The organism is Allobosea sp. LjRoot90 (assembly GCF_964254315.1).
Taxonomy (GTDB): Bacteria; Pseudomonadota; Alphaproteobacteria; order Rhizobiales; family Beijerinckiaceae; genus Allobosea.
Window position 1 is genome coordinate 292,742 of the sequence record NZ_CAXUTF020000002.1, and the last position, 20,331, is coordinate 313,072.

General features: G+C 66.9%; 14 protein-coding genes. 4 read left to right on the top strand and 10 right to left on the bottom strand.

Going from position 1 to position 20,331, the window contains the following annotated elements; all coding sequences use genetic code 11:
* Positions 1 to 11: 11 nt before the first annotated feature.
* A complete protein-coding gene (locus tag ACSQ3M_RS08190; protein WP_436149571.1) occupies positions 12 to 785 on the bottom strand; it encodes an SDR family oxidoreductase in 774 nt (257 codons plus the stop codon).
* Positions 786 to 914: 129 nt separating this feature from the next.
* Between ACSQ3M_RS08190 and ACSQ3M_RS08195 the strand changes: the two genes are divergently transcribed.
* Positions 915 to 1,817, top strand: coding sequence for a LysR family transcriptional regulator (locus ACSQ3M_RS08195; RefSeq protein WP_436149572.1), 903 nt, complete (start codon positions 915 to 917; stop codon positions 1,815 to 1,817).
* On the opposite strand, the gene ACSQ3M_RS08200 is transcribed toward ACSQ3M_RS08195, so the two are convergent.
* From ACSQ3M_RS08200 to ACSQ3M_RS08215, 4 genes are all read right to left on the bottom strand, one after another.
* Positions 1,818 to 4,022 (bottom strand): FAD-dependent oxidoreductase, encoded by a 2,205-nt coding sequence (locus tag ACSQ3M_RS08200; protein ID WP_436149573.1) that lies wholly within the window; start codon positions 4,020 to 4,022, stop codon positions 1,818 to 1,820.
* Positions 4,023 to 4,192: 170 nt separating this feature from the next.
* Positions 4,193 to 5,401, bottom strand: a complete 1,209-nt coding sequence (locus ACSQ3M_RS08205; protein WP_436149574.1) for an acetyl-CoA C-acetyltransferase — start codon at positions 5,399 to 5,401, stop codon at positions 4,193 to 4,195.
* Between the two features lie 130 nt (positions 5,402 to 5,531).
* Complete coding sequence (locus ACSQ3M_RS08210) at positions 5,532 to 7,328, bottom strand: acyl-CoA dehydrogenase C-terminal domain-containing protein (RefSeq protein ID WP_436149575.1); 1,797 nt, start codon at positions 7,326 to 7,328, stop codon at positions 5,532 to 5,534.
* Positions 7,329 to 7,588: 260 nt separating this feature from the next.
* Positions 7,589 to 8,050 carry a MerR family transcriptional regulator gene (locus ACSQ3M_RS08215; protein WP_436149576.1) on the bottom strand — a complete coding sequence of 154 codons (462 nt, stop codon included), beginning with the start codon at positions 8,048 to 8,050 and terminating at the stop codon, positions 7,589 to 7,591.
* A gap of 367 nt (positions 8,051 to 8,417) precedes the next feature.
* Between ACSQ3M_RS08215 and ACSQ3M_RS08220 the strand changes: the two genes are divergently transcribed.
* From ACSQ3M_RS08220 to ACSQ3M_RS08230, 3 genes are all read left to right on the top strand, one after another.
* Positions 8,418 to 11,816 (top strand): hypothetical protein, encoded by a 3,399-nt coding sequence (locus ACSQ3M_RS08220; protein WP_436149577.1) that lies wholly within the window; start codon positions 8,418 to 8,420, stop codon positions 11,814 to 11,816.
* 245 nt (positions 11,817 to 12,061) lie between these two features.
* On the top strand, positions 12,062 to 12,994 hold the full coding sequence (locus tag ACSQ3M_RS08225; protein WP_436149578.1) for a sulfite exporter TauE/SafE family protein: 933 nt from the start codon (positions 12,062 to 12,064) through the stop codon (positions 12,992 to 12,994).
* Positions 12,991 to 13,761, top strand: coding sequence for a TIGR02186 family protein (locus ACSQ3M_RS08230; RefSeq protein ID WP_436149579.1), 771 nt, complete (start codon positions 12,991 to 12,993; stop codon positions 13,759 to 13,761). The genes ACSQ3M_RS08225 and ACSQ3M_RS08230 overlap by 4 nt, the downstream gene beginning before the upstream one ends.
* 3 nt (positions 13,762 to 13,764) lie before the next feature.
* Here ACSQ3M_RS08230 and ACSQ3M_RS08235 read toward each other — a convergent pair whose 3' ends face one another.
* From ACSQ3M_RS08235 to ACSQ3M_RS08255, 5 genes are all read right to left on the bottom strand, one after another.
* On the bottom strand, positions 13,765 to 15,018 hold the full coding sequence (locus tag ACSQ3M_RS08235; RefSeq protein WP_436149580.1) for a molybdopterin molybdotransferase MoeA: 1,254 nt from the start codon (positions 15,016 to 15,018) through the stop codon (positions 13,765 to 13,767).
* 2 nt (positions 15,019 to 15,020) lie between these two features.
* On the bottom strand, positions 15,021 to 15,551 hold the full coding sequence (mobB, locus tag ACSQ3M_RS08240; protein ID WP_436149581.1) for a molybdopterin-guanine dinucleotide biosynthesis protein B: 531 nt from the start codon (positions 15,549 to 15,551) through the stop codon (positions 15,021 to 15,023).
* Between the two features lie 93 nt (positions 15,552 to 15,644).
* On the bottom strand, positions 15,645 to 16,649 hold the full coding sequence (locus ACSQ3M_RS08245; RefSeq protein WP_436149582.1) for a formate dehydrogenase subunit gamma: 1,005 nt from the start codon (positions 16,647 to 16,649) through the stop codon (positions 15,645 to 15,647).
* An 88-nt stretch (positions 16,650 to 16,737) separates the two neighbouring features.
* Positions 16,738 to 17,334 (bottom strand): formate dehydrogenase FDH3 subunit beta, encoded by a 597-nt coding sequence (gene fdh3B, locus ACSQ3M_RS08250; RefSeq protein WP_126113572.1) that lies wholly within the window; start codon positions 17,332 to 17,334, stop codon positions 16,738 to 16,740.
* Between the two features lie 14 nt (positions 17,335 to 17,348).
* Complete coding sequence (locus ACSQ3M_RS08255) at positions 17,349 to 20,327, bottom strand: formate dehydrogenase subunit alpha (RefSeq protein ID WP_436149583.1); 2,979 nt, start codon at positions 20,325 to 20,327, stop codon at positions 17,349 to 17,351.
* Positions 20,328 to 20,331: the final 4 nt, after the last annotated feature.

Here is a 20,331-nt window from a genome sequence, read left to right on the forward strand (position 1 = left end):
GCCCACTGCGCTCACTTCGTCGTGTAGCCGCCGTTGACCAGAATGGTCTGGCCGGTCATCCACCAGCCATCCGAGACGAGGAAGCGGATGAAGGGGACGATGTCCTCGATATCGGTGAGACCAGTTTTCGAGAACTTCGATAGCGCCGCCGCGGTTCTGTGATAGGCGACCGCGTCCGCCCCTTCCGCCGGGTAGAAGAAGGGCGTGTCCATCGGGCCCGGGCCGATCGCGGTGACCGAGATGCCGCGCTCGCCGAACTCCTTGGAGGCGGCGCGGGTGAAGTGCTCGACCGGGGCCTTCATGCCGGCATAGGCGGCATAGAAGGGTGTGAAGGCGCCGAGCAGCGAGGTCACCACCGTGGTGATCTTGCCGTTGTCGTTCAGCGCCTTGCCGGCCTCCTTGAGGAAGAAGAAGGCCGATTTCGAATTCACCGCGGCCATCTCGTCGTATTCAGCCTCGCTGATCTCGGCCATCGGCTTCTTCAGCACCTTGCCGACGGTGTTGATCGCGATATCCGGCCGACCGAGCGCGGCGACCGCATCGGCGAAGAGCTTTTCGACCGCGCCGGCAGTGGTGAGGTCGGCCTGAAGGGCGACAGCCTCAGCACCAGCAGCTTTCACGGCGGCAACGGTCGCGTCGGCATCCGCTCTGGTCGCGGCACTATTGTAGTGAACAGCCACCGCCCTGGCGCCATGGTCGGCAAGATCGCGGGCCAGCAGCCCGCCGAGATTCTTGGCGCCGCCGGCGATGATGACGGTCTTGCCCTTGATTGCGTGGTCGGCCATGGCCTTGCCTCCTGCTGTCGCTGCGAGCGTCTCTCGCCCTGGCAACAAGGTAGTTGGCCGATTGTCTCGATAAAGCTGGATAAGCTGACATAACTTGTCAGCCAGAACAAACAATCGCATCGTCCAGCAATGGACCGGATCGACCTCTTCGCCACCTTCGCCCGCGTCGTCGAATGCGCCAGCTTCACCCGCGCCGCGGCGACGCTCGGCCAGCCGCGTTCCTCGGTCTCGGCGGCGATCCGGTTGCTGGAGGACAGGCTCGGGACGCGCCTGCTCCACCGCACCACCCGCCATGTCGCGCCGACGCAGGACGGGCTCGCCTTCTATGAGCGCTGCCTCAGGCTGATCGCCGATGTTGAAGACGCGGAAGCCTTGTTCCGCAGCGCCACCGATGGGCCGGCCGGCAAGCTCCGGATCGATGTGCCGGGCCGGATCGGCCGGCTGATCATCGCCCCTGCTTTGCCCGATTTCCTGGCGCACTATCCGGACGTCGCCATCGAGCTCGGTGTCACCGACCGCGCGGTCAATCTGATTGAGGACAGCGTCGATTGCGTGCTGCGCGTCGGGCCACTCAGCGATTCCAGCCTGATCGCGCGCAATCTCGGCGAACTCCGGCTGATCAATGTCGCGAGCCCGGCCTATCTCGCCCGGCATGGGGTACCGGAGCGCCCAGACGACCTCTCACGGCACGAGGCGGTGCACTATGCCTCGCCGTCGACCGGCGCGGTCGAGGACTGGCAATGGCTGGAGGGCGAGCGGTTGCACAGCCGGGCCATGGCCGGCCGCGTCACCGTCAACAGCGCCGAGGCCTATATCGCCTGCTGCCTCGCCGGGCTGGGTCTGATCCAGATCCCGGCCTATGACGTCGCCACGCATCTCAAGGCGGGCGACCTCATCGAGGTGATGCCGGAGCACAGGGCCGAGCCGATGCCGGTCGCCCTGCTCTATCCGCACCGGCAGCATCTGTCGCGCCGCCTCAAGGTCTTCGCCGACTGGCTGGAGCCGCTCCTGAAGGAGCGGCTCTTCGCCTGATCAGGCCGCCGCCTTCTTCTCGGCGCTGCCGTAGAAGCTCTCGCCGGTCTTGGCCATGCGCTTCAGCAGCCGGTTCGGCTTGAAGCGCTCGCCATGCTTCTTCGCGAGGCCCTCGCAGAGCTTCACGAAGGCGGCTGCGCCCATATTGTCGATATAGGAGAGCGTGCCGCCGCTATAGGGCGCGAAGCCGAAGCCGATGATCGAGCCGACATCGGCCTCGCGCGGATCGGTGACGACGCCTTCCTCATAGGTCCTGGCCGCTTCGAGCGCCTGGGTGACCAGGAGCCGGTGCTTCAGCTCTTCCATGTCGACCAGCTCGGGCTCGAGCTTGTTCTTGGTGAGCTCGGCGAGGCCAGGCCAGAGCCGCTTCGGGCCCGCTTCCGGATAATCGTAGAAGCCCTTCTTGTTCTTGCGGCCGAGGCGGCCGTGCTTCTCGACCATCTCGGCGAGGAGTTTTTCCTGCGCCGGATCGACAGCGGCTTCGCCGAGCTGGGCCTTGGTCGCCTTCAGCACCTTGTAGGCGAGATCGACCGCGACCTCGTCATTGAGCGAGAGCGGGCCGACCGGCATGCCGGCCTGCTTGCCGGCGGCCTCGATCATCGCCGGCGGCACGCCTTCCATCAGCATGAGGTGGCCCTCGCGGATGTAGTTGCCGACGCAGCGATTGGCGTAGAAGCCGCGGGTGTCGTTGACGACGATCGGCGTCTTCTTGATGGCGCGGACGAAGTCGAGCGCCATGGCGAGCGCCTTCTTGCCGGTCTTCTTGGCCATGATGATCTCGACCAGCAGCATCTTCTCGACCGGCGAGAAGAAGTGGATGCCGATGAAGTTCTTCGGCCGCTCGCTGTGCTCGGCGAGGCCGGTGATCGGCAGCGTCGAGGTGTTGGAGCCGAAGATCGTCTTCGGACCGACCACGGCCTCGACCTTGGCGATGACCTCGGCCTTGACCTTGGGATCCTCGAACACCGCCTCGACGATCAGGTCGCAGCCCTTGAGGTCGGCATAGTCGGCCGAGGCCTTGATCCGGCCGAGCAGCGCGTCGCGGTCGGCGGTCTTGGCGCGGCCCTTGGTGATCTGGTCGGTGATCAGCTTGTGCGAATAGGCCTTGCCCTTCTCGGCCGCCTCGAGGTCCTTGTCGACGAGGACGACCTCGATGCCGGCATTGGCGGTGACATAGGCGATGCCGGCGCCCATGAAACCGGCGCCGATGACACCGACCTTCTTCAGCTTCGAAGCCGGGACGTCGGCCGGACGGCGGGCGCCCTTGTTCAGCTCCTGCATCGAGACGAAGAGCGAGCGGATCATCGATGCCGCCTCCTTCGTCCGCAGGATCTTGGCGAAGTAGCGGCTCTCGACCCTGAGGGCGAGGTCGATCGGCAACTGCAGGCCCTCATAGACGGCGCTCAGGATGGCGCGGGCGGCCGGGTAGTTGTCGTTGGTCTCGCGGCGGTAGATCGCGCTGGCCGGCGGCCAGATCTGCATGCCAGCCGGCGAATGGACCTTGTTGGACGGCAGCTTGAACTTCGGATCGTCCCAGAGCGCCTTGGCCTGCGGATTGGCCTTGAGCCATTCCTTGGCGGCGGCGACGATCTGGTCACGCGGCACGACCGCGTGGACGAGGCCGGAATTGCGGGCCGGCAGCGCTTTGATCTGCTCGCCCTTGAACATCATCTGCAGCGCGTCGCCGGTCTGCATCAGGCGTGAGACGCGCTGGGTGCCGCCGGCGCCCGGAAACAGCCCGACCTTGATCTCGGGCAGGCCGACGCGGGTCGAGGCATCGTCCGAGACGACCCGGAGCTGGCAGGAAAGCGCGAGCTCGAAGGCGCCGCCGAGGCAGACGCCATGGATCGCCGCCGCGAACGGCTTCCCGCAGGTTTCGAGCTTGCGGTAGAGCAACGAGAGCTTGCGGCTCTCGTCGAAGAAGCGCTGCATCGCAACCTGCTCGCCCTGCTCCTTGGCGAGCTTGACATAGAGGTCGCGCAGGCCTTGCAGCATGGTGAGGTCGGCGCCGCCGGAGAACGAGTCCTTGCCGGAGACGATGACGCAGCCCTTGATCGCCTCATCCGAGGCGACCTTGTCGACGACGCTGTCGAGCTCGGCCATCACCTCGGGGGTGATGACGTTCATCGAGCGGCCGGGCATGTCCCAGGTCAGGGTGGCGATGCCGTCGGCGTCGGTCTCGAAGCGGAAATTGACGAGGTTCATGGACGATCCCTCCGGGGAGCCTCCGTGCCGGAGGCGTTGTCAGGTAAGGCGCTTCCCCTCCCCCTTGTGGGAAGGGGATAGGGGTGGGGGGCGTTCCGCTCGGTGATCGCTCACCCGGTCGTTCGCCCCCCATCCCCGGCCCTTCCCCACCAGGGGGAAGGGAGGGAGGTTCAAACCCGTTCGATAATCGTAGCGACGCCCATGCCGACGGCGACGCAGAGCGTCACCAGCGCGACCTGCTTGTTGGTACGCTCCAGCTCGTCGAGCACGGTGCCCAGGATCATCGCGCCGGTGGCGCCGAGCGGGTGGCCCATGGCGATGGCGCCGCCATTGACGTTGAGCACGGCGTCGTCGATGTCGAAGGCCTGCTGGTAGCGCAGCACGACCGAGGAAAAGGCCTCGTTCAGCTCGAACAGGTCGATGTCCTTGACGCTCATCCCGGCCTTCTTGAGGACGAGTTCGGTGACGTCGACCGGGCCGGTCAGCATCAGAGCGAGATCGGAGCCGGTGGTGGCGAAGGCGCGGATGCGGGCGCGGGGCTTGAGGCCCGATGCCTTGCCGGCCTTCTTCGAGCCGACCAGCACGGCCGCAGCGCCATCGACGATGCCGGAGGAATTGCCGGCATGGTGGACGTGGTTGACGAACTCGACATCGGGATGCGCCGCGGTGGCGACCGCATCGAAGCCACCCATCTCGCCCATCTGGACGAAGGAGGCCTTGAGCGAGGCGAGCGCCTGCATGTCGGTGTTCGGGCGGATGGTCTCGTCGCGGTCGAGCAGGATCAACCCGTTGACGTCGGTGACCGGGATCACCGAGTTGTTGAAGTGGCCGGCCTGCCAGGCGGCCGCGGCGCGCTTGTGCGAGCGCACGGCATAGGCGTCGACATCGTCGCGCGAGAAGCCGTATTTGGTCGCGATCAGGTCGGCCGAGACGCCCTGCGGCATGAAATAGGTGTCGATCGCGACCGACGGGTCGACCGCGATGCCGAAGCCCGAGGCGCCCATGCCGATGCGGGACATGCTCTCAACGCCGCCGCCGATCGCCATCTCCTTCTGGCCGGACATGACCTGCGCCGCTGCAAGGTTCACTGCATCGAGGCCCGAAGCGCAGAAGCGGTTGATCTGCACGCCCGGCACCTCCTTGCCGTACCCGGCCTTGAGCGCGGCGGTGCGGGCGATATCGGCACCGGCCTCGCCGACCGGATCGACGCAGCCAAAGACGACGTCCTCGACCAGCTTGGTGTCGAGATTGTTGCGCTCCTTGATGGCGCGCAGGGTCTGCGTGCCCAGTTCGATCGCGGTGACTTCGTGGAGCGAACCGTCGGCCTTGCCCTTGCCGCGCGGCGTCCGGACGTGATCGTAGATGAAGGCGTCAGCCATCAAGGCCTCCCATGTGGACTTTTGCGTGCAGCCTAGCCGTCATTGCGAGCGAAGCGAAGCAATCCAGCGGTCTGCGTGAGGCTTCTGGATTGCGTCGTCGGCCTTGCGGCCTTCTCGCAATGACGGTCGGTCAGAACAGTTCCGGCGCGAGCGCCATGGTCGAATCCGCCCCCGTGGTGATCCGCGCCAGATGGGCGGCGGTCTCGGGCAGCGAGCGCTCCATGAAGAAGCGGGCGGTGACGAGCTTGGCGTTCATGCGCTCGGTCGCGCCATTGGCGCCGGCCTTGAGCTTGTCCTGCGCGACCTTGGCCATCTTCGCCCACATATAGCCGAGCGAGACCAGGCCGAGCAGGTGCATGTAATCATGCGCGCCGGCGCCGGCATTGTCCGGCTTGGCGAGGGCGTTCTGCATGAACCACATCGTCGCCTGCTGGAGATGGCCGAGCGAGACGGCGAGCGAAACCAGCAGCGGCTTCAGCGCCTCGTCGGCCTCGTTCTCCTTCACGAAGGCGCCGACCTCGTTGAAGAAAGCCATGATGGCGCGGCCACCGTCGCGGCCGAGCTTGCGGCCGACCAGGTCCATCGCCTGCACGCCGTTGGCGCCCTCGTAGATCATGGCGATGCGGGCATCGCGGACGAACTGCTCCATGCCCCATTCGGCAATGTAGCCATGGCCGCCATACATCTGCTGGGCCTTCACCGCATTATCGAAGCCGACATCGGTGAGCACGCCCTTGAGCACCGGCGTCATCAGGCCGAGCTGATCGTCGGCGGCCTGGCGCTCGGCGGCGTCGGTCGAGCGGTGGGCGACGTCCGACTTGATCGCGTTCCAGAGCACGAAGGCGCGCGCCGCCTCGTTGAAGGCCTTGATCGACATCAGCGTGCGGCGCACGTCCGGGTGGACGATGATCGGGTCGGCGGCCTTGTCGGGGCTCTTGGCGCCGGTCAGGGAGCGGCCCTGCAGGCGGTCCTTGGCGTAGACGACGGCGTTCTGGTAGGCGACTTCGGACTGGGCCAGGCCCTGGATCGCGACGCCGAGGCGAGCCTCGTTCATCATCACGAACATGGCGTTGAGACCCTTGTTCTCGGTCCCGACCAGCCAGCCCTTGGCCCCGTCATAGTTCATGACGCAGGTCGAATTGCCGTGGATCCCCATCTTGTGCTCGATCGAGCCGCAGGAGACATGGTTGTTCGCGCCAACCGAACCGTCGGCGCCAACCTCGTTGCGCGGCACGACGAAGAGCGAGATGCCCTTGACGCCCTGGGGGGCGCCCTCGATGCGGGCGAGCACGAGGTGGACGATGTTTTCGGTGATGTCCTGCTCGCCGGCCGAGATGAAGATCTTGGTGCCGGTGATCGCATAGGTGCCGTCGCCGTTCGGGACGGCCTTGGTCTTGATCAGGCCGAGATCGGTGCCGCAATGCGGCTCGGTCAGGTTCATCGTGCCCGACCAGGTGCCTTCGGCCATCTTCGGCAGATAGGTGCGCTTCACCTCGTCGGAGCCGTGGACATAGAGCGCGGCCATCGCGCCCATGGTCAGGCCGGGATACATCGAGAAGGCCATGTTCGCCGAGGAGGAGAACTCGTTCATGATCGCGCCGAGCGTATAGGGCAGGCCCTGGCCGCCATATTCGGGGTCCATGGCGAGTCCGACCCAGCCGCCGGCGGCGTAGGCCTCATAGGCCTGCTTGAAGCCCTTCGGCGTCGTCACCGAGCCGTCGTCGTTGCGCTTGCAGCCTTCCTTGTCGCCGGAATGGTTGAGCGGCTGCAGCACCTCCTCGCAGAGCTTGGCGCCCTCGCCGAGCACGGCCTCGACCAGGTCCGGCGTCGCCTCGGCGAAGCCCGGCAGGTTGTTGTAGCGCTCGAACTGGAAGACGTCGTTGAGCAGGAACAGCGTGTCTTCGACGGGTGCCTTGTAAACCGGCATCGCATCCCTCCCTGGCGTTTTGACAACGATCTTGGACGAAGCTTGCCGGCTTTATATGACAGCGGCGCCTCGGAATAGTTCATATATAAACTATCTGGTCGCAACTTGCCAAGGGGCCACCTCAACTTTTTCGCCCGGACAGCGCTGCCAGGAGAGATTGGCGCCAGCAGCGATAGGCTTGCAAACGAAAAATGCCCCGAACCAGCGAGGTTCGGGGCATCGTGATCTCAGCGGAGGGCCGGTCAGGCGACCGGATCGCTTCAGGCGTCGAGGCGCGCGAGGGTCGTCTCGAGCTCGGCGATGGCGGCCTCGATCTCGACGCGCTGGCTGCGCAGCAATTCGAGCTGCTCGGCGATCTGGCCGCGGCTGAGCAACAGGCCGCCGACCGAGGCGGACGGCTCCTTGCCCTTGATCTCCTTGCCTTCCTCGTTGGCGAGCATGGCGCGGATTTCGACCAGGGTGAAGCCGAGCTGCTTGCCCTTGAGGATGAGCGAAAGACGGGCGCGATCGCGGCCGGAATAGATCCGGGTCAGGCCCGAGCGAGCCGGCGCGAGCAGGCCGCGCGATTCATAGAAGCGCAATGTGCGCAGGGTCACGCCGAATTCGCGGGCGAGGTCGCTGATGGCGAAGCCACCAGCGTCGGTGTCGTTCGTCGTCTGAGGGGAGGCGGAGCGGCCGTCGTGACTCGGTGTGGCCGCCAGAGCTGAGCCTTGGCGCGGCATATCTGATCCTTGCGGGTTGCGGGGCGGAGCTGCCTGACCCATCGGAAGGCACTCCTGCGTTGCCGGCAATGTAGGGGCGCGGCTCCCTTACGTCACGTTATCCGCCTCCGTTTGGGGGTAAGTTACAGTTATGCCCCCCATTAGCGTGCACCAGCGAGGCTGTCCCGGCGCAAGTTTGGACAAAATTAACGTCCGTCCCACCGATCTTAACGCTCTGTTTACCGTGACTGCGAAAAGTCGTTCCCGCGAACTCCGGTATCGGCCGCATCAACCCGATGTTCATGAATACCGAGTTCGCAGGGGCGCCGCCGTATGAGGGGGCAGCGCGCTCGCTTAGCAAAGACCTGCCCCTCGAGGCGAACGTGACATGGCGACCAGCCTGCCCTGGAGCGTCAAGGGCGTCGACCCGCGCACACGCGATGCGGCGAAGACTGCTGCTCGCCGGGCCGGGATGACGCTCGGCGAATGGCTCGACAGCAAGATTCGCGAAGAGGCCGGCGAACCGGTCGACGCTGCAGGCGATGCGGAAGAGCAGGATATTGCCGCGCTGTCGGAGCGCCTCGCCCGCCTCTCCCAGGGGGGAATGCAGACGGCAGCGGCGCCCCAGGCTGCCAATGCCAGGCCAGACATCGCGCGTGACCGCATGGACGCGTTCATCACCCAGGCGGCGATGACAGAGCGCCTGACGCGCGACAGCAATGCCAGGACGGCAAGCGCCCTCGACTCGATCGCCAAGTGGATGGAGCGCACCGAAAGCCGCCTGTCGCACGGCGAGCGCGCCACGGTGGAGCGGCAGGAACGCACCACCTCCGTGATCGCCGATTCCATCAAGGCGATGAGCGAGCGCCTCGTCGAGATGGAACGCCGGGCCGAGGAGGCGAGCCGCCGGCCGGTCGCGCAGCCGCCGCGTCCGGTGCTGAGCCGCGATGGTCTTGCTGCCGCCGTTTCCGATATCCGCTCGCGCCAGCGCACACTCGACGGCGATGCGCGCGCTGCCGTCTTCGACCGCCCGAGCCCTGCGCCGTCGCTCGCGAGCCTGCGCGACGATCTCAGGCAATTCAGCGACCGGATCGCCCCGGCCCCGCAACCCGCGCCACGCGCCGAAGATCAGCGCAGCACCTATCGGCCGCTGGAGCGCGCAATCGGTGAGCTCGGCACCCGGCTCGATCGCTTCGACGGGCGCGACCGGCTCGATCCGGTCCTCAAGCCTTTGGCGCGGATCGAAGCCGAGATCAGCCGCCTCGCCGAGTCCCGTTCGAACGAGAGCTACAACCGCTTCGAGCTGGAGATCGCCCATCTCGCCGCCAAGGTCGATGCGCTCGCCACGCGCGGTGGCGACCACCAGACGGTGGCGCCGATCCTGCGCGAGATCGCCGAGCTGCGCGACGTCGTCTCGGCGACCGACGGGCGGCGGCTCGACGACCTCTCGCTGCAGCTCAATGCGCTGACCTCGGATGTCGGCCGCATGCGCGAGGACACCCGCGATCTGCACGGCCTGTCTCTGGCGATCGAAGATGTCCGCGAGACCTTGCATGCCGACCGCCTGCGCGAGCGGGCCGGTGACAGCGGGCCAATGCTGGCCCTGTCACGCCAGGTCGAAACGCTCGCCCAGAAAATCGATTCCCTGCCGGCGATGCAGACCTCCGTCATCGATGGCCAGGTCGATCAGCTGATTGCCCGCCTCGGCGAGCTCGACGCCAGCGGACGCCCGGTCTCCAACAAACTGGCCGAGCGCATCGAAGCCCTGGTGATCAAGCTCGAACACCTGGCCGACAAGCCCCCGAGCCGGCTCGATGACCGGATCGAGGCGCTGACCAGCCGCGTCGAGCAGCTCGCCGCCTCGAGCACCCTCGCCCATATGGTCGACGATGGCGGCACCCCGCTGGCGCGTGTCGACATGCGGCCGGTCGAGGAGATGCTGCGCGGCCTTGCGACCAAGCTCGACGAGGCCGGCCGGCCGGGCGCCGGCTCGGATTCCTTCGACGCGCTGGAACAGCAGATCGCCGGCCTGACGCGGCGGCTCGACGAGCAGGCGGCGACACGTACGGCCGAAAACGGCATCGAGCGGACGCTGCAGGATCTCGTCGTTCACCTGCAGAGCATGCGCGAGGACACCGCGGTCACCGCCGAGCGCGCTGCACGGGCTGCCATGGCCGATCTGGCGCCTTCGCGCGGCGCGAGCCTGTCCGAGCTCAGCGATCTGATGACCGGCCTGCGCGAGACCAATGTCTCGGCCGGGCGCGAGACGCAGGATGCGATCGGCGCGGTGCACCGGACGCTGGAGACCATTATCGGCCGCCTCGGCGATCTCGAATCCGAGCTCGGCGTCGACCGCAGCCGCCGCGGCAGCGCGCCGGTATCCCGGGCTCAAGTTCCTACTGAGGCCGAAGACGCCAGGGCACCCGCCCTCACCGCACCGATGATGGCCGAGCGCTTCGCCGCCGAGCCGCGGCTGCCGCGCACAAGCGGGCTCGACTTGCCGCTGGAACCCGGCTCCGGCCGGCCGCGCCCCGATGCGCCCGCCCCGCAGGGCAATGATCCCCAGGCCGTGCGCCAGAGCCTGATCGCCGCGGCACGGCGCTCCGCCAAGGCCGCCAGCGAGGCGGCCTCCGCCAATCCGGCCGCCATGGCCGAGGCGACCAAGCCCGGCAAGCCTGCATCCCGCGGGCGTCTCAAGGAGATCATGGAGAAGCGCCGGCGGCCCCTGCTGCTCAGCTTCGCCGCGCTTATCCTGGCGGTCGGTGCTGCCGGGACCTACCTGTCTCAGCAGGCCGCCAAGAAGCAAGTGGCGAACGAAAGCATCCAGACCGCCCCCTCCAAGGCCGCGCCTGCCGAGATGCCGGCGATCAAGCCGACGCCGCAGTCCGCCCCGATTGAGCCGGTGGCTCCGCCGGTAAAGGATCAGAATTCCGCCCTGCCCCCGCTGCAGATCGGCACGACACCGGCGCAGGCGGCCGCGTTCGCGCCTGTACCGACCTTGCCGGCAGCGAGCGCCGAGGCACCGGCTGCCACGGTGCCCTCCCTGGTCGCCGCACTGCCTCTGCAGAGCCCGTCCGAGGCGACCGAGACCGTCACCGGCATCGGCGATCTGCCGGCAGCGCTCGGCAGCGCCGGCCTGCGCAAGGCGGCGCTCGCAGGCGATGCGCGCGCCGTCTACCAGCTCGCCGCCCAGGCGGCCGACGCACCGGCCAATCGCGACCCGAAGCTGGCGCTGCGCCTGTTCGAGCGCGCGGCCGTCGCCGGCCTCACGCCCGCCCAGTTCCGGCTCGGCAACATGTTCGAGAAGGGTATCGGCACCAATCGCGACCCGGCTCTCGCCAAGGTCTGGTATGGCCGCGCCGCCGAGCGCGGCAATGCCAAGGCGATGCACAATCTCGCGGTGCTCTACGCCGAAGGCGCCGGCGGCAAGCCGGACTATGCCACGGCGACCGAATGGTTCCGCCGCGCGGCCGAGCATGGCGTACGCGACAGCCAGTACAACCTCGCCATCCTGCTCGGCCGGGGCCTCGGCGCGCCAGCCGATCTCGGCCAGTCCTATCGCTGGTTCGCGATCGCCGCCGCCCAGGGAGACGAGGACGCGGGGCGCAAGCGCGACGAGGTGGCCGGCCGGCTGTCTGCGAGCGATCTTGCCGCGGCCAAGGCCGCCACGGAGAGCTGGAAAGCCAAGCCGCTCGAGGCGAACGCCAACGAGGTCACCCCGCCGGCAAAGGGCTGGGACGAGCAGCCGGTCGCCGCCAAGAAGCCGGCGAAGCCCGGCCGCGGCTGAGCCCTCGTAGTGCAGCCCGCGTAACGGGCGTCCAAGAGCAGCTCAGAACTGCACAAATTGAAAAGGTTTCAGCTGTAGCGTCGTGATCTCGACGCTGCAGCGTGTTCCGTTCGGCCGGAACCGGCCGGGCGACGGGAATTCGCGCCGGTCCGGCAGATCGGGCACGTTCTCGTCGCAAAAGTGGTGTCCACTTCTGCGGACCATGCCCGGCGTGAAGGCGTCGACGGCGGACGGGGTTTGGAAGAGTGCAGATCTATCTCCCGATCGCGGAACTGCCGATCAGCGTTTTCCTCGTCCTTGGTCTGAGCGGCGCGGTCGGCTTCATCTCGGGTCTGTTCGGCGTCGGCGGCGGCTTCCTTTTGACGCCATTGCTGATTTTCCTCGACATCCCCCCGGCCGTCGCGGTCGCGACCGTGGCGGCCCAGGTCGCCGGCTCGTCGATGACCGGCGTTCTGACCTATTGGCGGCGCAATGCGCTCGACTTCAAGCTCGGCGGCATCCTGGTCGCGGGCGGCCTGTTCGGCACGATCATGGGCGTGCTGTTCTTCAACTCGATGCGGCGCCTCGGCCAGCTCGAGCTGGTCATCACCCTGTCCTATGTCACGCTCTTCACCTTGATCGGCGGGTTGATGCTGTTCGACGCGGTCCGCGCCGCGATGCGCGACCGGGCCGGCAAGCCGGCGCGCCTGCGCCGTGAGGCCGGCTCGCACCCGCCCTGGATGGGCCTGCCGCTGCGGATGCGTTTCCCACGCTCGCAGCTCTATGCCAGCGTGATCCCGATCGCGGGCCTCGCCGTCATCATCGGCTTCATCGGCGCCGTGCTCGGTGTCGGCGGCGGCTTCATGCTCGTCCCGGCGCTGATCTATTTCTTCCGGATTCCGCCGGCCGTGGTGGTCGGCACCTCGCTGTTCCAGATCCTGGTCACCATGTCAGGCGCGACGGTGCTGCATGCGGTCACCAACCAATCGGTCGACATCATCCTCGCCATGCTGCTGCTGGTCGGCGGCGTCATCGGCGCGCAGTTCGGCGGCCGCGCAGCGCGCAATCTCAACGTCTCGTCGTTCCGGCTGCTGCTGGCGCTGCTGATCCTCTCTGTCGGCCTGCGCTTCGCCGTCGATCTCTTCCTGCCGCCTAACGAACCTTATTCGGTGGTCGTGCCGGAAGGAGCGCAGCGATGAGACACGCGGCGCTCGCCCTGGTCGCAACCTGCCTCGCTGCGCTCGCCACCATCCCGGCGAAGGCCGAGACGTTGATCGCGGCGCTGTCGACCCACCGGATCGCGATCGCCTCCAACTTCACCGGAGACCAGCTCGCCATATTTGGCCTGGTCGAGCGCGATGGCCGCTCGGTGGCGCGCGCCGACCCCTTCGACATCGTCGTCACCGTGCGCGGACCGCAGCGCATGCTGATCGTGCGCGAGAAGGAGCGTGTCGGTCCGATCTGGATCAACCGCACCCAGCGGCGCTTCCCGGATCGCTCGATCTATCTCTCCGTCGCGACCAACCGGCCGATCAAGGAGATCCTGTCGGAGGACGCAGCGCGGCGCGACCGGATCGGTCTTGCCAATGCGCAGCGCTCGCAAGCCGGCTTCGATTTCGACTTCGATATCGGCCGCTATCGCGACGCGCTGATCCGAACCCTCCAAGGCAAGCAGCTCTACTCGCTCGACGAGCGCGGCATCACCTTCCTGTCGCCGGCCCTGTTCAGCTCGCAGATCAAGATTCCGGCGACCGCGCCGACCGGACCTTATGAGGTCGAGGTGCTGCTCTATGCCGGCGGCTCGGTGCTGGCCCGCCAGACCACCAATTTCGAAGTGGTGAAGACCGGCGCGGAACAGAGCATGGCGTCGGCGGCGCATGAGCGGCCGTTCCTCTATGGCCTGGCGACCGCCGTCCTCGCGCTGCTGTTCGGCTGGCTGGCGACGGTGATCTTCCGGCGCGACTGACGGTCAGCCCGTCAGCACCTCGTAAGCAAGGAAAGGCGCGATCGTGCCCTCAGTGACGCTTGTCAGCTCGTCGGCGAGCTCGACCAGCCCGTCGGTCTCGGTCAGCGAGGTCAGCACGCCAGCCCCGTCCCGCGGATGCTTCTGCGCCACCGCGATGCCGTCGGCTCCTGGAGCGAGCGTGACCCGGACATATTCGCGCCGGCCGGCCTTCTTCTTGTAGGGAAAGCCGAGCCTGACCGGCAGGCCGTGCAGGCGCATCGGCTTCGTCCCGGACAAAAGCGCGATCACCGTGCGCGCGACGAAGGCGAAGGTGACGAAGACCGCGACCGGGTTGCCGGGCAGGCCGATGAAGGGCGTGCCGGCAACGAGGCCCATCGCGACCGGCCGGCCGGGCTTGATCGCCACGCGCCAGAAGGCAAGCTCGCCGGCGCGCTCCACCGCCGCCTTGACATGATCCTCCTCGCCGGTCGAAACGCCGCCCGAGGTCAGGATCAGGTCGCAGCTTTCCGCCGCCTCGACCAGTCGCGTGGCGAGGCTCTCCGGTTCGTCGCGCAGGATGCCGAGGTCGACCACCTCCGCTCCAGCGCGAGCCACCATCGAACGCAGCAGGCTGCGATTGGCGTCGTAGATGCCGGCCGGCGGCAAAGCCTTGCCGGGCTCGTTGAGTTCGTCGCCGGTCGAGAAGATCGCCACACGGACACGGCGGCGCACCGCGACCTCGGTCAGGCCGAGCGCAGCGAGCAGAGCCAAATCCTGCGGGCGCAGCCTCCGGCCGGCGGCGAGCGCGAGACTGCCGCATCCGATATCCTCGCCGGCGGGCCTCGCATTGGCGCCGCGCTTCAGCCCAGCCGGGAGAACGACTGCGTCGCCCTTCAGCGCGACATCCTCCTGCATGAAAACGGTTTCGGCGCCGGCCGGCAGCGGCGCGCCGGTGAAGACGCGCACCGCTGTCCCCGCCGTCACGACGCCGGCAGCATCTGCGCCGGCAGTAACGCGACCGGCGAGCGGCAGATGTGTTTGTCCTGACGTCGCCAGGTCAGTGAAACGGACCGCATAGCCATCGACCGCCGAATTGGCGAAGGGTGGCAGGTCGACCGGCGCAATCACGCCCTGCGCCAGCACACGGCCATCGGCCGCGGAAAGCGATATCGTCTCGATGCCGGCTACGGGCACAATGTGCTCGGCGGCGCGCTCGGCCGCCTGCTCGATGGTCAGCATCGGCCCGAAGGCGTCGGCATCCGCGCTGAGCTGCGCCATCGTCAGAGACCCTTCTTTGCCCGCGCCAGCACCGCGTCGAGCGGCTGCGCCTCAGCGAAGAGACAATCGGCGATGGCCGGCACATCGTCGAGCCCGATCACCGGTCGGCCAGCATCCGGGAAGGCAGTGTCGCTGGCGATCGCGACAATGCTCGAGTCATCCGGATGCAAGGGCGGCTTGCCGTTGGCGGCGCGGTAGACCTCGAGCTTGGCATGCGGGTCGCGCTTGAAGCCTTCGACGATGACGAGATCGACAGGAGAGAGCCGCGCCAGCAATTCGGGCAGCGTGGCCTCGGGCTCGTCGCGCAATTCATGCAGCAGCGCCCAGCGCTTCGCCGAGGAGATCAGTACCTCGGACGCGCCGGCCTGCCGGTGCGCGAAAGAATCCTTGCCGGGCGTGTCGAGATCGAAGGCGTGATGGGCGTGCTTGATCGTCGAAACCGTGACGCCCCGGCGGTTGAACTCCGGGATCAGCCTGGTGAGCAGGGTCGTCTTGCCGGCCCCGCTCCAGCCTGCCAGTCCGATCACACGCATCGACAGGGACATCCTAAAAAGACAAAGCCGGGCGCGCGAGGCGCCCGGCTGTCATCGTGCAAATGGGTTCAGCCGGTCAAGCGCGGCGAAGGCTCACTCCGCCGGCTGCAGCTTGCCGCCGTGGACGTGCCCCTTGCGCACCTCATCGGCGACCCAGAGCGAATGGTGCTCCTTGGCCCAGTTGAGATCGACCTCGCCGGAGCCCATCGCGTCGAAGGCGCCCTCCATGCCGATCGTGCCGATATAGATGTGGGCGAGGATCGCCGCGACCATCAGCACGCCGACGATACCGTGGACTACGTTCCAGAACTGCAGGTTGAGCACGCCGCCGGCAACCGCCGGGAAGAGCAGGTAGATGCCGGAGACCCCGAGCGCCGCGCCGCCAAGCACAACCGTCCAGAACACGATCTTCTGGCCGCCATTGAAGCGCTTCGCCGGCGGGTGGGCGTTGCCGACGATGCCGCCACCGGTCGCGAACCAGCGGACGTCGATCATCGAGGGTATGTTGTCCTTGATCCAGATCAGGAACATCAGGGCGATGCCGAGCATGAACGGCCAGGCGAGGTAGTTATGCGCCCATTTCGCCACGATCGAGATGTTGGTGAATGCCTCCGGGCCGATGAACGGCAGCAGCAGCGATTTGCCGAAGGTGACGTTGAGCCCGGACAGCGCCAGCACGATGAAGCAGGCAGCGGTCAGCCAGTGGACGAAGCGCTCAAAGCCGTTGAAGCGCGTCAGCGTCTGCCCGGACGGGCCGCCCTCGATCCGGATGCGTCCACGGAAGAGATAGAAGGCGACGAGCAGGATCAGCATGCCGAGCACGGCGACCGCGCCGATCTTGGTCATCGTGTTCTGGTGGAAGGCACGCCATTCACGCCCGGCCGGGCGTTCCAGTGTCGCCGCCTTGGTGTCGGGAATGGTGATACGGCCTTGCAGCTCGGCCGAGGGGTTGCCCTTCAGCGCGTCGAGGAACTGCTTCTCCTTGACCGAATCCGCGGTCGGATTGACCTGCTGGGCGGCACCGGGCTGGGCAAAGCCGACCGCGACGGCCAGCAGCAGCGCCGTGACGAGGAAGCGGAGATGAGCGCGGAGCGACATTGCGGCATCCTTTTCGCGAAGACGAGGTCGATCCGGGGAGGAACGCACCCGACCCTTTTCGGGCCGTGATGCGCCCCCCTCCCCCAGCTCAGATCGTGATGGTTTCCCGGTAGGCGGTCTGCCAGCCCCAGGCTCCCGAGCCGTAGCCGCGCTTGACCACCCGTTCCTTGTAGATCTGTGCGATCACCTCGCCGTCGCCGGCGAGCAGCGACTTGGTCGAGCACATCTCGGCACAAAGCGGCAGCTTGCCCTCAGCGAGGCGGTTCGAGCCGTATTTCTGGAACTCGGCCGGCGAGAGGTCGACCTCCGGGCCGCCCGAGCAATAGGTGCACTTGTCCATCTTGCCGCGCGAGCCGAAGTTACTGACCTTCGGATATTGCGGCGCGCCGAACGGGCAGGCGTAGAAGCAATAGCCGCAGCCGATGCACAGATCCTTGTTGTGCAACACCACCGCATCCGCCGTGGTGTAGAAGCAATCGACCGGGCAAACCGCCGCGCAGGGCGCGTCCGTGCAGTGCATGCAGGCCATCGAGACCGAGCGCTCGCCGGGCTTGCCGTCATTGATGGTGACGACGCGCCGGCGATTGATGCCCCAGGGCACGTCGTTCTCGTTCTTGCAGGCGGTGACGCAGGCGTTGCATTCGATGCAGCGGTCGGCGTCGCAGAGGAATTTCATCCGGGCCATGGTTCAGTTCCTCCTCACGCCGCCGCGATCTGGCACAGCGTGACCTTGCCTTCATGCATGGCGGTCACGGGGTCGTAGCCATAGGTGGTGATGGTGTTGACGGACTCGCCAAGCACGATCGGGTCCAGCCCCTTGGGGTAGTTGCCGCGCTGGTCGACACCCTGGAAGACGCCGCCGAAGTGGAAGGGCATGAAGGCGGCGCCCTTGCCGACGCGTTCGGTCACCAGCGCCTTGACCCTGGCCTTCGAATTGTTCTCCGGACCAGTCACCCAGACGAGGGAACCATCCCTGATGCCACGCGCCGCGGCGTCCGCCGGGTTGATCTCGACGAACATGTCCTGCTGCAATTCGGCCAGCCACTTGTTCGAGCGAGTCTCCTCGCCGCCGCCCTCGTATTCGACGAGGCGGCCGGAGGTCAGGACGATCGGGAAGGACTTGGCGATGCCCTTCTCGACCGCCGCCTTCTGCACCGAGGTGTGCAGGTTCGGGATGCGCAGCGTGCGCTCGTCCGGCCGGGCCGGCCATTTCGCCACGAGATCGACGCGCGGCGAATAGATCGGCTCGCGATGGACCGGTACCGGATCGGGCAAGTTCCAGGCATTGGCCCGCGCCTTGCCGTTGCCATAGGGCACGCAGCCATGCTCCATCGCGACGCGCTGGATGCCGCCCGACAGGTCGGTCGACCAGGAGACGGTGTCGAGATTATTGCCGCCGATCCAGGAGATGGTCGCCAGTTCCGCCGGCGTCAGGTCCTTGTCCCAGCCGAGCTTCTTCAACACGCCCATGGTGAATTCGGGATAGCCGTCCTTGATATCCGAGTTGAGGGAGTAGGAGCCGCCCTCGGCGAGCAAGGTGTCCTCGACCTTGCTGCCATCGGGCAGCGTGCGCTCGCGGGTCAGGCCGAAACGCGGGCGGAAGGTGCCGCCGCCATCCTTCGCGGCGAGCGAGGTGTTGTAGAGGATGTGCGTGCCGGGATGCTTGTATTCGGGCGTGCCCCAGCATGGCCAGGGCAGGCCGTAGAAATCGTTCTCGACCGGAGAGCCCTTGGCGCCGCGCAGCGTCACGATGTCGAACTTGTCCTGGTTCGCCATGTGCAGCTTCAGGCGCTCGGGCGACTGGCCGGTATAGCCGGTCGACCAGCCGCCGCGGTTGATCTCCCTGAGGATCGATTCAGCTGTCGGCTCCAGCCCGATCTTGCCCTGGACCATCTCATAGGGCCGGAACATCTCGGTGGCGAAGCCGAGCTTCTGCGAGAGCTTGTAGATGACGGCGTAGTCGCTGGCGGATTCGAAGATCGGCTCGACGACCTTCTCGCCCCATTGCACCGAGCGGTTCGAGCAGGTGCGCGAACCCGAGGTCTCGAACTGGGTGCAGACCGGCAGGATATAGGTGCCGTTCTTGCGGCCGCCGAGCGAAACGAAATTGGTCGGGTGCGGGTCGCAGACGACAAGCAGCTCGATCTTCTCGAGACCCTTCACCGCGTCTGGCATGCGCGGGATGGTGTTGCCGCCATGGCCCATGACGACCATGGCCTTGAGGTTGTCTTTCTGGTCGACCTGCTCGGCCGGCAGGTTCGCAGCGTCGAACCAGCGGGTCGAGGTGTGGCCCGAAGTCTCCATGTTCTGCTTGCGGGTACGGGCGGCGCGGCCGCCCTTGGCCGGCACCTCATCGAAGCGCGAGACGAAGTAGTCGTAATCGACGCCCCAGACACGGGACCAATGGCGCCAGGCGCCTTCGACCAGGCCGTAATAGCAAGGCAGATTCGAGATATCGAGGCCGAAATCGGTCGCGCCCTGGACGTTGCAGTGGCCGCGGAAGATGTTGGCTCCGGTGCCGGTCGAGCCGACATTGCCGGTCGCCAGCAGGAGGGTGCAGATGGCGCGGACATTGGCCGTGCCGACCGAATGCTGGGTCACGCCCATGCACCAGATGAAGGTCGCCGGCTTCACCGTGGCGAAGGTCTGGGCGACGCGCTTCAGCTGCTCGCCCGGAATTCCGGTGATGTCCTCGACCGTCTTGGGATCGTATTTCTCGACCTCCTTGCGGACGTCGTCCATGCCGTGGACGCGCGCGGCGATGAAGGCCTTGTCCTCCCAGCCATTCTGGAAGATGTGCCACATCAGGCCCCAGATCACCGCGATGTCGGTGCCGGAGCGGAAGCGGACATAGTCGGTCGCATGCGCCGCGGTGCGGGTCAGGCGCGGGTCGAAGACGATGACGTTGGCGCGCTGCTGCTCCTTGCCGATCAGGATGTGCTGCATCGAGACCGGGTGCGCCTCGGCCGCGTTCGAGCCCATGAAGATCACGGTCTTCGAATTGCGGATGTCGTTGTAGGAATTGGTCATGGCGCCGTAGCCCCAGGTGTTCGCGACACCTGCGACCGTGGTCGAGTGGCAGATGCGCGCCTGGTGATCGACGTTATTGGTGCCCCAGAAGGCCGCGAACTTGCGGAAGAGATAGGAGCCTTCATTGGAGAACTTGGCGGAGCCGAGCAGATAGACGGAATCGGCGCCCGACTTGGCGCGGATTTCCATCATCTTGTCGCCGATCTCGCTAACCGCCTGGTCCCAGGACAGGCGCTGCCACTGCCCGTCGACCAGCTTCATCGGGTATTTGATGCGCCGGTCGCCATGGACGAGTTCGCGCACCGACGCGCCCTTGGCGCAGTGGCTGCCGCGGTTGATCGGGCTTTCCCAGGCCGGTTCCTGACCAACCCAGACGCCGTTGGCGACCTCGGCACGGACGGTGCAACCCACCGAACAGTGCGTGCAGATGTTCTTGACGATCTTGGTACCGGTGGCCGGGCCGTAGCCGGCGGCCTCGGCCTTGCGGACGGAACCGATCTGCAGGGCGCCGGCAGCCGCGACACCACCGGCGACGAGACCAGAGCGACGCAGGAAGGAGCGGCGGTCCATCACACCGGAAGCGAGGCCCCCGAGGGCGCTCTGCAGGCGGCCGCGCTGGACGTCGGCGGATTTGCGCTTGATCAGCATGACG

Coding starts and splice junctions, on each gene's coding strand:
- ACSQ3M_RS08190 (WP_436149571.1), bottom strand. CDS start 785: ATGGCCGACCACGCAATCAAGGGCAAGACCGTCATCATCGCCGGCGGC.
- ACSQ3M_RS08195 (WP_436149572.1), top strand. CDS start 915: ATGGACCGGATCGACCTCTTCGCCACCTTCGCCCGCGTCGTCGAATGC.
- ACSQ3M_RS08200 (WP_436149573.1), bottom strand. CDS start 4,022: ATGAACCTCGTCAATTTCCGCTTCGAGACCGACGCCGACGGCATCGCC.
- ACSQ3M_RS08205 (WP_436149574.1), bottom strand. CDS start 5,401: ATGGCTGACGCCTTCATCTACGATCACGTCCGGACGCCGCGCGGCAAG.
- ACSQ3M_RS08210 (WP_436149575.1), bottom strand. CDS start 7,328: ATGCCGGTTTACAAGGCACCCGTCGAAGACACGCTGTTCCTGCTCAAC.
- ACSQ3M_RS08215 (WP_436149576.1), bottom strand. CDS start 8,050: ATGCCGCGCCAAGGCTCAGCTCTGGCGGCCACACCGAGTCACGACGGC.
- ACSQ3M_RS08220 (WP_436149577.1), top strand. CDS start 8,418: ATGGCGACCAGCCTGCCCTGGAGCGTCAAGGGCGTCGACCCGCGCACA.
- ACSQ3M_RS08230 (WP_436149579.1), top strand. CDS start 12,991: ATGAGACACGCGGCGCTCGCCCTGGTCGCAACCTGCCTCGCTGCGCTC.
- ACSQ3M_RS08235 (WP_436149580.1), bottom strand. CDS start 15,018: ATGGCGCAGCTCAGCGCGGATGCCGACGCCTTCGGGCCGATGCTGACC.
- mobB (WP_436149581.1), bottom strand. CDS start 15,551: ATGCGTGTGATCGGACTGGCAGGCTGGAGCGGGGCCGGCAAGACGACC.
- ACSQ3M_RS08245 (WP_436149582.1), bottom strand. CDS start 16,649: ATGTCGCTCCGCGCTCATCTCCGCTTCCTCGTCACGGCGCTGCTGCTG.
- fdh3B (WP_126113572.1), bottom strand. CDS start 17,334: ATGGCCCGGATGAAATTCCTCTGCGACGCCGACCGCTGCATCGAATGC.
- ACSQ3M_RS08255 (WP_436149583.1), bottom strand. CDS start 20,327: ATGCTGATCAAGCGCAAATCCGCCGACGTCCAGCGCGGCCGCCTGCAG.